Consider the following 15,508-nt stretch of genomic DNA (forward strand, 5'->3'; position numbering starts at 1 on the left):
ATAGGCCGCCCTCACTATTTTTAAAAGCAAAGCAATCAAACATTTTATTTTCATATGTTTTGCTTCTAGCTTATTCTCAATCTTTAATCAGCTCGTAACTCCAGCAAAGCGTCACGCAGCTCGGCTGCCCGTTCGAACTGTAGGTTCTTGGCGGCGTCTTTCATCTCTGCTTCCAGACGCTGAATGAGTGATTGACGCTCCTTCTTGGAAAGTTTACCCGTCTCATTAGGAAGGTAATCATTCTTAGACTCTGCCACCTTGGTTGCTTCAATAACATCACGAATCTTTTTACGGATGGTTTGCGGGGTAATCCCATGTTCTTCATTATACTGAATTTGGATCGCACGACGACGTTCCGTTTCCTTTATCGCTTTATCCATAGAATCGGTAATCTTATCGCCGTACATAATAACACGACCGTCACTGTTCCGTGCTGCCCGTCCGATCGTCTGAATCAGAGAGCGCTCAGAACGCAGGAAGCCTTCTTTGTCCGCATCCAAAATCGCGACCAGCGATACTTCCGGCAAATCGAGGCCTTCCCGCAACAAGTTGATCCCGATCAATACATCGAAGGTCCCTAGACGAAGATCCCGCAAAATAGCCATCCGCTCCAACGTCTTAATCTCGGAGTGCATATACCGAACCTTGATGCCTACTTCTTTTAAATAGTCAGTCAAATCTTCAGACATCTTCTTCGTAAGTGTAGTCACCAGCACCCGTTCTTCACGTTCTATGCGAAGCCGTATTTCACTAATGAGATCATCAATCTGCCCCTTGCTCGGACGCACCTCAATAATCGGATCAAGAAGCCCGGTAGGACGAATAATCTGCTGTACCATCGTTTCGCATTTCTCCATCTCATAAGGTCCTGGAGTAGCCGATACATAGATGATCTGACTTACCTTGTCCTCGAACTCTTCAAACTTCAACGGGCGATTATCCAATGCAGATGGCAAACGAAATCCATGTTCCACCAGTACATTCTTACGTGCTTGGTCACCGTTATACATGGCACGAATCTGCGGCAACGTAACATGGGACTCGTCAATGACGATCAGCATATCATCCGGGAAATAATCCATCAGCGTATATGGTGTCGCTCCTCGCTCGCGGAATGTCAGTGGACCTGAATAATTCTCGACGCCGGAACAAAAGCCAACCTCTTTCATCATCTCGATATCATAGCGGGTACGTTGTTCCAAACGTTGTGCCTCTAAGAGCTTCCCTTGCTCCTTCAACTCCGCTAATCGCTCTTCAAGCTCACGTTCAATGTTGACCAATGCTACCTTCATCGTATCCTCATGAGTAACGAAGTGAGATGCCGGGAAAATGGCAATATGATCACGTTCACCGATCAATTCACCCGTAAGCACATTAATCTCGGTAATTCGTTCAATTTCATCCCCGAACAGTTCTACACGTATAGCGTGTTCCCCGTGGGAAGCTGGGAATATCTCCACAACATCCCCCCGTACACGGAAAGTACCCCGCACGAAGTTGATATCGTTCCGCTGATATTGAATATCGACCAAGCGGGACAAAATCTGATTGCGGGGTTTCTCCATGCCGACTCTAAGCGAAAGCAGCAAGCTTGAATATTCTTTCGGGGAACCCAGACCATAAATGCAGGAGACACTCGCTACAATAATAACGTCACGACGCTCAAACAGAGAGCTTGTCGCTGAGTGGCGCAGTTTATCAATCTCCTCATTAATGCTGGAATCCTTCTCAATATACGTATCGGAAGACGGGATGTATGCTTCCGGTTGATAGTAATCATAGTAGCTGACAAAATAATCGACGGAGTTATTCGGAAAGAACTCTTTAAACTCACTCGCCAGTTGAGCAGCCAAAGTCTTATTATGTGCAATAACCAGCGTAGGCCGATTCAACTTGGCAATGGTCTGTGCGATGGTAAACGTCTTACCTGTTCCCGTAGCACCCAATAGCGTTTGATGCTTCTTTCCTTCTGCAATTCCCTCTACCAATTCAAAAATGGCCTGAGGCTGATCGCCTTGAGGTTGGAATTCCGACTGAATTTCAAAAGTCTTATCGCTAACAACGATATCACTCATTGCCCTGCATCACCCTTATCGTCTAAAATGGAAACATCATGATTTTACACCAGTCGAGCTTTAACGTCTTTACCTGTAACTCTATGTCGATATTTCCCGAGCAATGATACTTGGGAAATATGGTTGGATAAGAATGTTTGTTCCCGTATTATACCTCTTTCTTACCGTGGATGCAAACGATAAGTCTTGAATAGGAGTGAATTAAATTTTGGATATCACCATCGTATTGGGCATCATCGCCGGAATCATAGCATTAATCGGTGGCTTCTTATGGGAAGGCGGCGAATTTACAGGGCTGCTTCAAGGCACATCGGCTCTAATTGTATTTGGGGGGACTTTCGCCGCAGTTGTGATCAGCTACCCAGCTTCCAAGCTGAAGACGATCCCCACCGCTCTACGGATGGCATTTAGCCGTGAGGACAATCCTACGAAGCAATATATAGAAGATTTGGTTTCCATGGCTACCACCTCACGCCGATCCGGTGTGCTTGCACTAGAGCGTACTTCATCAGAGCATCCGAATGCATTTTTGCGTGAAGGTCTTCAGTTGGTCATCGACGGCACCGAGCAGGAGCAGATCAAACAGATTTTAGAGCTTGAGTTAGATGCCATTGAACACAAACATGAAGGGTACGCCAAAATATTCGAATCCGCAGGCGGTTATGCCCCTACGATGGGGATTATCGGTACTGTCATGGGCCTCATCCATGTACTGGGCAGCCTGACCGAGCCTACTGCGCTTGGCCCGTCCATTGCTGTTGCTTTTATCGCAACATTGTACGGCGTTGCTAGCGCCAATCTGATCTTCCTGCCCATCGCATCCAAAATAAGAGCAGCCAGTGAGAGTGAAATTATCACGATGGATTTGCTGCTGCAAGGTATTCTGGCTATCCAAAACGGAGAGAATCCAAAGCTTGTACGCAAAAAGTTGGAGTTCTTTATCCGCTCAGAGCAAAATATAGATCGCAAACCGCCTCGTCGCTCACGCACAGAGGACGCTTCCCCAAAGGAGGACTTCCATGAGAGCGCGCGGTAAGCGCCGTGGGGGTCAAGGAGGCGGCGGAGACCATCGTGACCGCTGGATGATTACCTATGCCGATCTGATCACCCTGCTGCTCATATTTTTCGTTGTGATGTATGCCATGAGTAGTCTGGATGCTAAAAAATACGATGTCGTTGTTCAATCCCTCCAGGATACGTTCCACAAAGGAGATTCTATTTTGGAGCAAGGCTCGGGCATTACAGGTACTGCCGATCGTTACACCAGCAAGAATCCACCCACGACCAAACAACCAGCAGCCGATAAAAAGGAAGCTGGATCGACTAAGCTCACCGAACGTGAACAAGCATTTCGCACGCAGGAAAAAGAGCTGCAAAATTTAATGGGTGTCATTCAAGAATATATTACGGACAACAAACTGGAAAACCAGATTTTTGTGTCAGATCAGCCGCGTGGTATTGTCATTACGCTAAATGACCGCTTTTTATTCGATCAAGGTAGAGCTGCACTCAAGCAAGGCTCTGCCAACACGCTATCCAAGTTGGCCAGTCTGTTTCGAGACTTGAAAACACCGATTAGCATTGAGGGCCATACGGACAACATTCCGTTCACGCGCTCCTCGAACTCATCGACGTATAAGGATAACTGGGAGCTTTCCGGCGCACGGGCACTATCTGTACTCCGATTCTTTCTCGACAGAGAACAACTTTCACCCTCAGGATTTCAGTATGCGGGGTATGCAGATACCCGGCCGGTTGGTGACAATAGCACCGAAGCTGGACGACAAAAAAACCGCCGTGTCGAAATCACCGTATTACGCCAGCTTCAACAGTAAAGCCCAAAAACCTCCTGAGTCACGCAATAACGTGAATCGGGAGGTTTTATTGATACATATTCATCATTAATACATGGCTTCCGCTCTGTTGTAGACGCAGAACAATAAACCGTACGAACAACGTTTATAAGAGCGGCGTACGAGATGCAATAGAGATTATTTTGTTTATTCTATATCCCACTATGTATTAGAAGCCCTGTTGAAGTTAGGTTTTATCTTGTCATGATACTTGATAATTAATAAGATAGGACAAGCTCGTGTTGCTTCTCTTGTATTTGTGAACTTTGGGGTATGCTCTGTTGTCTGCGATAGCTATATTTCCAGTCACTGTATTTATTAAGGAGTCGATCCAACTCCATGGACTTGATTAACACCCGCCGATCCTTCAATCCCACCTCATTCGCCAAATCATTTAGTTCCTTCCGCTTTTCTTCGATGCATTCCTCCAATTGTTTCCATTTCACATCAATAAACCTCCTGTTCGGTGTGGTATTTACATTAGTTTACAAGCTGATACCTTCCCCACAGGTTAAAAATATAATAAAACCCAATTCATCCCTTTAACGGGATGAATCAAAAAAGCCAATCCAGAGGAATTGGCTTAAAAGCATAATTTCTAATTCTACTAATGTCCATTTCCATGCCCATAAGTGCTATAATTCCCATTTTCATGCCCGAATATATCCAAATTAGTATTGACTGTTTTTCCAAAACTAACAAAATTAATTAGACTTAGCGCCAACAAGGAGAACATCGTTAATTTTTTCATCATCTAATATCTCCTCCATTATAAATTCATAATTCTTTCTATGCTGAGATGTGGAGTCTTTTCTGAATTTTTCGAACAAAGCAACACATTCTACAAACTTTGTTTTATTATTAATATTTTTGTAAAATTTTAGACTTTCTAAAATAGAATCAAGACCTTGACCGATTTTTTCATTACCAAAATAGTAAATTGCCAGTTTATAATGTAAATCAGCATATCTGTCCACAGTTGGCGCTAGCTGATAATATCCACTATCCAAAAAGAAACTATCATTAAAATCTCTAATTTCCTCTGAGAAATCGGAAAGTATCGCATCAATACTAAATTTATATTTAATGGCAGACTCAACAATAGTAAGTAAACCAGGCAATACTTCAAGGGGATTTTTCTTAAGAAAATTAACATACGAAGGTAAACTCCCCTTTTTACCCATTAGAACCTTTAAGTTAAGTTTATTTGCTTCTGCCCATAATTTGAGAAGTTCAACTTCTTCTAACCCTAATTCATCTAGTCCTTCAAACCAGCCTAAATCAGCGTAACCTTCAATGTATTCCATTGCTTTTTCATACATTCCTTGTAGTTCCAAAGCATTGCCTTTAAGTAAATAACCTTGTCCATAGTAAACAACAAGCGGCCTTTCGGTCTCTAATTGTCTATACTTATTTATGTTTTTTCGCTTCTGAATTTCATTTTTATATATAGTTGTTGCTAAGTTTCGTAGCTCGTCAGCATACCTTTCCACCTCTTTCCATTGGCGAAGACTAAAGTAGATATTAGCCAACTTCAACAAAGCATCTAAATGATAATTTTCAGGAAGTCGGTTACGATAGGGGATGAATCTTAAAACCGCTTCCAAGTTCCTCTCTAAATCTTTACCTATCGAAGCTATAAACAATTTATAATGACTAATTGCCAACCTCTCTGAATGTTGATACTTCTCATTCTCAATGACACATTCATAGAAAGGAATTGCCTCTTGTAACTTCCCTTCTTCATAAAGCTCCTCTGCCAAAGTAAAGATTGTCGGAATGTGGTTAAGATCTTCCATTAAACGTGAGAGCACTTTCTCAACACAGCGCAGGTTTCCCACTTCAACACAACGAATCAGGAACGGCTTGACCCTTTTCCAATGTGGTCTTCCATCATAAAAACATTCATCCACATACAGGTCATACAACCAGCCCTCTGGATAATTAAAGGCTTTAGTAATCAAGTCCATTTGTCTTACGGAGATAGGTTTAGGCGGATTCCCGTTAAGCATAGCACTAAATATGCCCCGGTTAAGACCCGTAGCTTGTCCAAAACTATTAAAAGTGTAGCCACCAAGTTTTAGTTCTTTCTCAATTTCCGAACGAATCGTGGTTGCATTTTCCAATAAAAACACCCCCGGCGTATTCAGATGATTTTAAAAATCACCCTCCTCGGCAATCAATTACAATATACTAGAAATTATATGAATAAATTGGATGATGGTCAACCCCTTTTCTACACTGTTTTATTATATTATGGAATTTGATGTTTATTAAATAGTTCTCACAAAAACTAAATATATAACAATTTAGGCAATACAATTACCTCCACGCCTGATCTGGCTTTGTCTACACTCATACTATAGGAGTGTGGAGGTCTATGGAAACGACGAAACTTATAGGAACGAAAATTCGCCAATTTCGAAAATTGCGTGATATTACACAAGAACAACTGGCAGAAGCATCCGATTCAACAGGCTCCTACATAGGGAAGTTGGAACGCGGTGAAGTCAATGTGCAGATCAAAACATTAGAGAAAATAGCAGAGGCGCTGAACACAAACGTATTTGCATTTTTTAACTTTAATTCATATGAAGAACTCAAAAGCCAGCCCTGGATATGGGGATGTATTCATATTCTTTCCCAGCAGAGTGAAGCGGAACAGAATAAAGCTTATCGGATCTTAAAAGAACTGTTCACCTCTTCAGAGGGTGAACTTTTAGTGAGTAAATCAGGTGATTCGGATGCTAATGATAAATTAAATTCTTAGAATTAGCGGTGCGCCATACTCTCTAAATGTAAAAAAGGCTATGTCTCTCTACCTATAGTAGAAAAGTACATAGCCTTTTTGAGTTTTAAGGCGTCATTTGCTTAATGTTATATTCGACAGCTTTAAGTACTTTTTCATATTCTGCCCGTTGTTCATGTGTCGAATGGTCTTTGTATTTCTCAAACAATAACGTGATAGACCTGATATAGAAAGCCTTATCATTCAACTGTGAGGTTGCTTTGAGACTGTTCAACATACTATCGATCGCCTCAGAATAGTTTCCCTTATTAAAATAATAGCGACTAAGCTCGAGAAAAAAGCGAGAATAGGTCACTAGGTCATAGTTCGTCATATAATAAGAAATATTTGTGCGTAAGTTCCTAGATTCATTAATATTCTCAGCAAAATTGATCAAAATATCGTCTACTGTGTAATTGTAGGTATTGGCCGACTCTATTATGGTTAGTAGTCCAAGTAATATTTCCTGAGGATTATTCCCAATAAGTTCCACATAGGCAGGTAAATTACTCATATCTCCCATCAGAATTTCTAAATTCAAGCGGTTTGCTTCCGCCCACATTTCAAATTTCCGTGCCTCTAACATACCAACCTCATCTAGACCTTCAAAATCAGTTAAATTTGCATAGTAGGGGATGAACTCCATAGCTTTTTTGTATAACCCCTGTTTCTCGTAGGCATTCCCCTGCGTTAAATAGGCTTGACCATAATAGACGATTAGATGTCTTTCTGTATTTAGAGGCTTAACTTCACGTTTTCTTAATCTAGCCTGAATCTGTTGCTGATAAATATTTGTAGCAATTACCTCAAGTTCTCTTGTATATTGTATAGTTGTCTCACAGTCATCAACTTGGTAGTACACATTTGCCAGCTTTAATAAAGCATCCAGTTGATGATTTTCAGGCAAGTTTCTGCGATATGGAGCAAATTTTATAGCTTGTTGACGATTATTCTCCAGATCTTTGTTTAAAGAGCAAGAAAATAGCCTATATTGGCTGACAGCCAGCCGCTCCGAGTGGTAATATCTTTCGTTTTCTATCACACACTCGTAAAAAGGGATCGCTTCCTTTTCTCTGCCTTCAAAATGTAACTCTTCTGCAAACTCAAATACCGTCGACACATAGGACAAGTCCTCGGTTAGCCTCGACAATACCCTTCGAATACAGTCCTTTCTTCCTAACTCCACACAACGCATTAAAAAAGGCTTAATCCGTTTCCAGTGCCCTTTTCCCTCGTAAAAGCATTCATCTATGTACAACTCATACAGCCAGCCCTCGGGATACTCCAATGCCTTGGTAATCAAGTCAATCTGCCGAACGGAGATGGGCTTGGGCGGGTTGCTGTTCAGCATGGTGCTAAATGTACCACGGTTAATACCGGATATTTTACTAAAGCTGCTAAATGTATATCCCCTTTGCTTTAGTTCGGTCTCTATCTTCGAGCGGATCGTAGGTGTATGTTCCATTTCAATCCCCCTCTTTCTACTTAAAAAAATTATATTTTCCGTCTCTTATAGCATTATAAGGCAATTTTAGTTCGTGATTTCTTAAACTTGAATATAATAATCAAACATATCTCTTGGAGGGTTTTTGTACAAAAAAAATGAGCAGGTGGGTACTAAATCCCCTGCTCACTTCAACGATGGACGCCTGTCTTAATTAGCTGTCGGTTCGGTTCCCCAAACAAGTACGCCATTATGATACAACGTTGCTTTCGTATGATCGGCGAATGAAGTTTGCGTGCCTTTATACGAGTAATCGTCACTTTCATTATAGTTCGACCAGTCTGCTTTATGAATACGAGTTTGAATTCCGCCCGTGCTTCCTCCAGAGGCTAACACGCCTGCATCCGAGTTGAAGCTGACTTCCAAATAATAATCAGCGTCTCCTACAGCTTTATCCATTTTAACCAGCTTACCATTCAGCTTCGAGCAGCTCAGCGTAGCATAGTCGCAGTTGAATGTCTGCGCGCGGTCACCGTCGATCGTGTAGTAGTAGCGAAGTTTCAACTCGTTGATCGGTACAGAGGCTGTGCCTTTGTTTACAATTTGGAAATGCGGGTTCAAGTGATTGTCGTTCACATTTGTATCCGCTGTGCGATACTGGAGCACCAGTCCCGTTGTTGGCTGCTGAGTATCCGCTTTCGGCGCTGCGCTAGCCGTGTTCGAAAACGTTTGTCCTGCATCGTTCTTCGCTACGACTTGGTAATAGTACGTCGTGTCTGCTGTTACGGCTGTGTCGGTGTAGCTGCTTCCGTATACATCGCTCGCTACTGTGGCGAACGCGCCGTTTTCAGCCGTCGAGCGCTTCACTTCATAGCTTGCCGCATTCGCCGATGCTGTCCAGCTCAGCTTTACTTTCGCCGTTTCGCCTGCGGCGCTCAGCGTAAAACTGCCCGGTACTGACGGCTGCTCGGTAATGCCATACGTTTTTAAGTTAGTCGGGAGCTTTTCAAGCGTGATGACGTTCGGATGATTATACACTTTTTTCAGATGCTCAAGGCTGTTTTGTTTGCCGTCTCTCAGGAAATCCCCATACCATGTAGCGAACCAGCTCCAATGGGCTTGATACGCCTTCATCAGATCAGGATCTGGAATAGGTCCGTTTTCGCTCATGGCAACTAACTTTTTGTCCTTGCCTAATGTAACAAGGTCTTCGTATTTTGCAATCTGCGGGCTGTAGTCGCCTGCATGCGGATAAGAGTCAAAGCTCAAAATATCCACATACTCGTCTCCCGGATACCAATCCGGAGCAACAGAGTTCCAGACCCAGATCAGATTGTTCAATTTGTGCACATTCGTCAAACGGTCGTGCATCAAAATATACAATTTTTTAACAGGCTCAGGACCTTTGGCGCCCCACCAGAACCATTTGCCTTCCGCTTCGTGCAAAGGACGGAACAGGACAGGAACTTTCGCATCCTGCAACTTCTTCAATTGCCCTGCAATCACATCGATGTCGCGAATAAGCAATTTATAATCTTCCGACTCTGGATGATTCATCGCATATTCGATATCGAATGTAGTCGAATCGGCATAGAAGCCTCTCCACCATTCTTTTCCCTGCGTATCGATCAGACCTTTCGGAGCGTTCCAGTGCCATGCAAAGGTAACGATGCCCCCTTGTTTATCCCATTCAATTGCCTTTTCCGCCTCTGTGGAACTAAGACCGTGCTCCGCTCTGCTTGGCGAATAGTCGATCAGGTCAAGCGCTGCAATAGCTGGCTTTTTACCTACATTGGCTTGAAGCCAATCAATTTCGTTTATTTCCTCTTGACCGGAAAGCATATTCTTCCCGTATTGATCGACCAGGTAGTTCATTAAGGCTCTTGCTTCTACTGTCGCATTCGGATTGGTGAGCGTTTTGGTTACAGCATGCGGTGGCCGGTCAGCAGCTGGCTCCAGCTTGACGTAGTCGATATCATACCAGCCCCAGCCTGTTTCAAAACCGATCGTATTCGCCCCTGCATTCAATAGAACCTTACCACCCGAAGTTTCTTTAAAATCAGCCGATTTCGAAAGTATCAGCTCGCCAAACGCTTTGCCGTTTAAAGAGAAGTTGGTGCGTTTGTCATCATGAGGCGAACGGTAGCCGATTGTAAGATTGTACAAGCCTGCCGCCTCTGCCTGGATCGTCATCGTCAGGGAATCCCCTGCATTGTGAAAATTAGTTACATAACCAGTACCGGAGAAGCCGGTCCCGCTCGATTCCACAATGGTTCCCTTCAGCGTGCCATCTTCGGCTTCATAGCGATCCTGTCCATCTACAGGCGTTTGAGGAACCGCTTTCAAAACATTGGATTCGCTCGTTCCCGCCTTTGTTTTTGCGGTTATTTTATAATAATAAGGAGTGCCGTTCGTTACGTTCGTATCCGTATAAGACGTTTCGACCAAGTTGGATGCTACAGCAGCAAAAGGACCGTTTTCATACGTTGCCCGCTGTACACTGTAACTTACAACTCCGCTGGAAGCCTCCCAGGATAAATCGACTTTCCCATCGCCAGCCTCAGCTCTCAGCGCAAAGCTTTCAGGACCTTCCACAGGTGGCACAGACGTATCATTGTCGGCAGTCAACACGATGTGATAAGCCGTCAAAGGTGGTACTGTATAGGTAAAGCGGTTGCCTGAAATTTGCGTAATTGGCGCTGCTTCTTTAATTTGCGAGCTATTTTTGTCGAAGCCCCATACTTTACCGGAACCGTAAGTCGTCTCACCGGAAAGATCAAATTGGGCGTCGAATGCGCTGTCCATGCTTTTATTCATGACGACGAGGTGTAGTTCTTTGTAGGATGCATCCGTTACGGAAGCATGCACCGAGCTATTAACAATATCCGACGTTTGCGCATTAACGCTGATATCACCGAAAGTAGAGCTTTTTCCGTCATAATTGCGGTAAAGCTTGTAAGCGGCACTAACGTAGTTGTTGGCACCATCCTTTAACTTCCAGTAGTTTGCCATATAAACGTCGTTTTTGCCCAAGATGCCCAGCACATCGGCCATAGCGATACCGCCGGAAATATCATTTTCGCCACCATAGCTATATTCAGTCAAAGCTAGCTTGGTTCCTGGGTAATACTTATCCACCGACTGCTTTAATCGAGGCAGTAAAGGCAAGAATTCACTGTTCCATTGAGCGATCCAGCTATCTTCCTTGTAGGTCGGATCCCACAAAGTACGAGGCGCTTGCATTCTAGCTTTCTTCGTTTCGTCGTTGCCTACCTCATTTGTAATTCGTATGCCTCCGCCCATCGCTTCAGGATACCAGTGTACATCGAAGACATCCAGCAATCTCTTGCCTTCGGCTTGCGAGCTGAGGCGCATTTGATCGAGGTAATAGTCCACGAACCAGCTGTAGTTGCCTTTTACAGAGTTCCAATCAGGTGCAGTTTGGAGATCTTTATAGGCGCCAAAACCGTAAAGAACGGGCCCAAAAATTTCCGCACCCGCGTCAACCGCCTTAACGGCTTTGGATAAACTTACCGACCGCTCTACCAACTCTTTCGCTCCGACCTTTTCACCATGAATGCGCGGATGCGTATGCGACCAGAGAGCGGGTTCATTGTCGAGCGAGTATCCTTTCACGCCCGTTTTTGTTGAAGCAACGCCGTACTTTTTCACTAAAAAGTTGACGAATTCATCCGCATAAACCTGATTGTCTTTCAGATCAGGCTGCAATTGAAACGGCGCATTTTTAGCGTTTACGACCTCATTCCACCGAGCGGAAGGAGCCTTTTCGCTTTCCTGCACACTTCCGTTTCCATCCTTGGCCACATAACCGGCCATCGGCAGTGTGACTAAAGAATATGTGCCCTGCTTCAGCGATTGATCGTGAAACGAGGTTGCCACCGCACCTGGCTTTTCACATTCGGCTTTTGTCAATCCGGCGTTGTCGCATAAATAGCTATCGCTGGACTGCATCCAGTCGCTTCCTGCATTGGACATATTGTTTTCCCAGTTATATCCGGTCATTCGATTGCCACCAAGTCGTCTAGCAGTCAGATTCTCATCGCCTGCCAACTCCTGATTCGTACCGTAAATATAAGGGCTAATAGGCTTACGATCCTTGGATGTATCGACTTTAATGGTAACAGTCTTTGCCGTTTGACCGTGAACTACAGTTGGAGTCGGTAGAGCACCCCCTACTATAATCGTGCATGCCATGACGACAGGCAGCCATTTGGAACGTTTGGACCAAATACTACTACTATTTTTCTCCTTCATGCCATTTTCCTCCCTTCAATTTAAAAAGAGCGGCACCCATACGAATGCCCCTCCTTGAGGCTTTAAGGCCCCTTCCCTGTCCCCAAACGAGCTTATCGTTCCGTTGCAGCGTCATATCCGTGCTTGAAATGTTCCAGTCGAAAACAACACCCTCTTTCTTTGAAACTGGATTTATAATATTACCTTAACACAAAGGTATATTGACATTTTTAACTATTGTTTTAATTAGCTAGTATTAATTTCTTAAATAACCATATAGCTTGAGGTATCCCAATAGCTCTTGCTCATCCACACTCGTCTTCCCTAGCGCACTTTATCCTTTTGAATAAGCTTATAATAGATGCGTGCAGGCTCTGATTCCCCAGTGGATAAAATGTATTCTGCTAAAGGTGCGCACAGCTTTTGGAGGTAAAAGGAGTATAGCAGCTCGGCCGTGTCAAAATGAATTTTCAGCACTTGCTTCATCAAGCCTTCGAATTTGGAGTAATCCAGTTCTTCCGGGGTAATATCAAACGGGTATTCAGGAAAGGTTTTTTTCTGAATTTCAACAAACTGCTCCCTAAGCTTCGGTTGATTGCCTGAACGGGCAGCCGAGAAATTCATCATAAAAAAAGATACAAAATCCGTCTCACGGTCACTTAACTTATAGTACTCACACCAACGCATGAATATCAGCGGTTTTACCATATATAAATCTCCTTTAACAAAAGTTCAGATTTATCATGAATCTTACAAAAATCTAGCAGGTTCCATCTTATGTAATATATAGGTTAAGCCCCATTTTAAAATATGATTCCTTAAATGAATTTTGCTTTTTAACATATCCCCTCCTTATATATCCATAAAAGTGCACAACAAAAAAAGACCGTTTCAGCATCTCAATGACGCTGACCAAGTCTTCTCATAACCATCCGTATATACACATCGTATTTATTCTAATCCTCTACATAGCTGCAAGGTTACAGGCTGCAAGTGAACACATAAGCGGGCGGGACATTGCAGTTTACCTTTTTAATCTGAATGTCAGCAAAAAAGGTGCGAAAAAAATTATGTTTGACCTTGCTGTACTGGAACGTAATAAATTTGCCTTCCTGGCCCAAAACCTCAGCCGTTTGTCCCAAAATGAGGCTGGATAATGCAGCGGGCAAGCTGGTGAAAGGGAGCCCTGACACGACATAATCCACTTTTGGGACCTCATACTGTCGTATATACTGCGCTACATGCTCAGCCGATCCATGAATAATGTGTACCCTCTCCAAGTGTCCGTACTTGCTTTGTAGCGTTTTGTAAAACGATTCATTAGCTTCAATCACTAAAAGTAGCGTTTCTGGACGCTTGTTCAAAATAAGCTCTTGCGTAAACACACCGGTCCCTGCACCATATTCAATAATGCACGATGCTTTGTCAAAGTAAATCGGTGTGGCAATTTGTCTGGCCAACTGTCTTGAGCTGGGTATAACAGCGCCTACGCTGCGTGGATGCCTGATGTACTCTCGAATAAAGTGGATCGCGTTCATCTTTTCCTCTCCCTGCTTGACACACATGATAGGCATTCGGTTCATCAACGCTTCTTATTACACATTCATTGTATACCGATCAGAATATTGATTTCAAGCAGGCTACTGTCGGCATATAAAAAGAGCGTAGCCTTATTCGACTCTAATCAAATAATGACTACCCTCTTGTTGTAAAATCTATTTGTCCATGGTATCCAAATGTGCACCCTCTGCCTGTGATGCCTGTCCAGCTTTACGTCGTCGTGCGCCTATATGCATGGCAACAATCCGATAGATGGAGGCTGGCTGTATGGATACGGCCCAGCTCGCGTCTGCATCCGGTGCAAGCACGACCCCTAGCTGGTGATGATCCCCATCGTACATGCCTCGCTGCACAAACTTGCTCTCGCCCTGCAGATTGCGTACCTCCAGCTTGCAAAAAGCAGAGTTGATCCGCAAGGCCTGGTGTAACTCGGCACGGGTATTCACAACAATCCCATTCACGCGGTAAATGGCCTCGCCCGGCAGTATGCCCATGGCTGTCGCCGGACTGTCTGGCAGCACAGCGAGGACCCGCATCCCTTGCTCTGGATGGACAAACATCGGGCTAAGACGACTTTCCTCTATATTACCATACCAGATCAGCGCCTCATGAGCCAGAAAGGAGAATAACGCTGCTAACAATATCAGCGGACTCCACCATGCAACCAGCAAGCTCAGCAGAAGTAAAGCCACACTGTACATGAGCAAACGGTTCGAAGTAAGTACCGCCTTCTGTCGTGGTAGCTGGCCTAGCGTCACGCTGCTGAAGCCCATCAGGACTGGCAAGGCTGCCAGCATATACCCAGTTCCGGCATCGCCGCCGAACAAAGGTGTCCAGGGAAGCGTGAATCCTCCCTGAGTCGGTACCAGCAACAACAACGGAATGGGCCAGAGGTCTTCCATACGATAGCCGCCAACCAATCTTCCCCGTTTGCCCTCGACAAACAGCGGAGTGGCCGCCTTCCCTCCTTGCCAGCGAACCAACAGCGCTTCAGCCACATGCAGCACGGCGACCAACACCAACAGTGCTGGAATATCCAATCCGCGGATTGCTGCTACTGATGTTCCGAGCGCTCCTCCAGGTTGCCAGCCACTGGCCACGTTTAAGAAAAATTGAACCACACCTAGCAGACCTACCGAATAAGCGAGACACAGGTAACGGACGCGTACCAGCATGAGCAGTAATGTCGCTACCCACAGGCACACGATGGAAGCTGAGTTCAGATGCACGCTGACGAACATTCCCAGAGCAGATAGCGCCATTCCAGCAAGCAAACCACTCCATACGACACGCCAGGTCTCTGCAGCCCAGCTATGCATTTTGGTATGAAATAGCTTACGCTCTAGCAGCATTTGCCGACGATAGCCGAGTGCGACAATGAGTATCGAGATATAATAAAACGGCTGCATAAGCAGGTATAAGCAAGCATTCAAGACGCTCCATCCCCATTGTAATGCCCATTCCAAGTCCATTCACACTCCCTTATGCCCCTGGCCCGCTGTATAGCGGATCACGTACATTTCATATCCATTTA

Annotated in this window: 11 protein-coding genes; 3 read left to right on the forward strand and 8 right to left on the reverse strand. The window is 44.4% G+C overall.

Translation table 11 applies throughout. The annotated features are described in order from the left end of the window. Window positions 1–83: 83 nt before the first annotated feature. Window positions 84–2,075 (reverse strand): excinuclease ABC subunit UvrB, encoded by a 1,992-nt coding sequence (gene uvrB / locus T3H97_RS23370; protein ID WP_061829965.1) that lies wholly within the window; start codon window positions 2,073–2,075, stop codon window positions 84–86. Between the two features lie 208 nt (window positions 2,076–2,283). Between uvrB and T3H97_RS23375 the strand changes: the two genes are divergently transcribed. Together T3H97_RS23375 and T3H97_RS23380 are read left to right on the forward strand one after the other, a co-directional pair. Continuing rightward, complete coding sequence (locus T3H97_RS23375; protein ID WP_254328310.1) at window positions 2,284–3,111, forward strand: flagellar motor protein; 828 nt, start codon at window positions 2,284–2,286, stop codon at window positions 3,109–3,111. Continuing rightward, the gene (locus T3H97_RS23380; RefSeq protein ID WP_013312222.1) at window positions 3,095–3,910 is read left to right on the forward strand and encodes a flagellar motor protein MotB; all 816 of its coding nucleotides are present in this window, start codon (window positions 3,095–3,097) and stop codon (window positions 3,908–3,910) included. The genes T3H97_RS23375 and T3H97_RS23380 overlap by 17 nt, the downstream gene beginning before the upstream one ends. Before the next feature lie 236 nt (window positions 3,911–4,146). On the opposite strand, the gene T3H97_RS23385 is transcribed toward T3H97_RS23380, so the two are convergent. Further along, the gene (locus tag T3H97_RS23385) at window positions 4,147–4,374 is read right to left on the reverse strand and encodes an aspartyl-phosphate phosphatase Spo0E family protein (protein ID WP_023990607.1); all 228 of its coding nucleotides are present in this window, start codon (window positions 4,372–4,374) and stop codon (window positions 4,147–4,149) included. 258 nt (window positions 4,375–4,632) lie between these two features. Further along, on the reverse strand, window positions 4,633–6,054 hold the full coding sequence (locus tag T3H97_RS23390) for a tetratricopeptide repeat protein (protein ID WP_025718280.1): 1,422 nt from the start codon (window positions 6,052–6,054) through the stop codon (window positions 4,633–4,635). Between the two features lie 254 nt (window positions 6,055–6,308). Between T3H97_RS23390 and T3H97_RS23395 the strand changes: the two genes are divergently transcribed. Next, window positions 6,309–6,698, forward strand: a complete 390-nt coding sequence (locus tag T3H97_RS23395) for a helix-turn-helix domain-containing protein (RefSeq protein WP_023990609.1) — start codon at window positions 6,309–6,311, stop codon at window positions 6,696–6,698. Window positions 6,699–6,783: 85 nt separating this feature from the next. Here the strand turns inward: T3H97_RS23395 and T3H97_RS23400 are convergent, their stop codons facing one another. From T3H97_RS23400 to T3H97_RS23420, 5 genes are all read right to left on the reverse strand, one after another. Next, window positions 6,784–8,181, reverse strand: coding sequence for a helix-turn-helix domain-containing protein (locus T3H97_RS23400; protein WP_328801003.1), 1,398 nt, complete (start codon window positions 8,179–8,181; stop codon window positions 6,784–6,786). A gap of 189 nt (window positions 8,182–8,370) precedes the next feature. Beyond that, window positions 8,371–12,435, reverse strand: coding sequence for a glycosyl hydrolase (locus T3H97_RS23405; RefSeq protein WP_328801004.1), 4,065 nt, complete (start codon window positions 12,433–12,435; stop codon window positions 8,371–8,373). A 303-nt stretch (window positions 12,436–12,738) separates the two neighbouring features. Next, window positions 12,739–13,122 carry a hypothetical protein gene (locus tag T3H97_RS23410; RefSeq protein WP_029514546.1) on the reverse strand — a complete coding sequence of 128 codons (384 nt, stop codon included), beginning with the start codon at window positions 13,120–13,122 and terminating at the stop codon, window positions 12,739–12,741. A 272-nt stretch (window positions 13,123–13,394) separates the two neighbouring features. After that, window positions 13,395–13,952: a class I SAM-dependent methyltransferase gene (locus T3H97_RS23415; protein WP_103047466.1), complete on the reverse strand. Its 558-nt coding sequence runs from the start codon at window positions 13,950–13,952 to the stop codon at window positions 13,395–13,397. Window positions 13,953–14,129: 177 nt separating this feature from the next. Further along, window positions 14,130–15,446 carry a PDZ domain-containing protein gene (locus tag T3H97_RS23420; protein WP_328801005.1) on the reverse strand — a complete coding sequence of 439 codons (1,317 nt, stop codon included), beginning with the start codon at window positions 15,444–15,446 and terminating at the stop codon, window positions 14,130–14,132. Window positions 15,447–15,508 lie beyond the last annotated feature (62 nt).

Origin of the sequence: Paenibacillus sp. LX16 (assembly GCF_036252815.1) — a bacterium.
GTDB lineage: Bacteria > Bacillota > Bacilli > Paenibacillales > Paenibacillaceae > Paenibacillus > Paenibacillus polymyxa_B.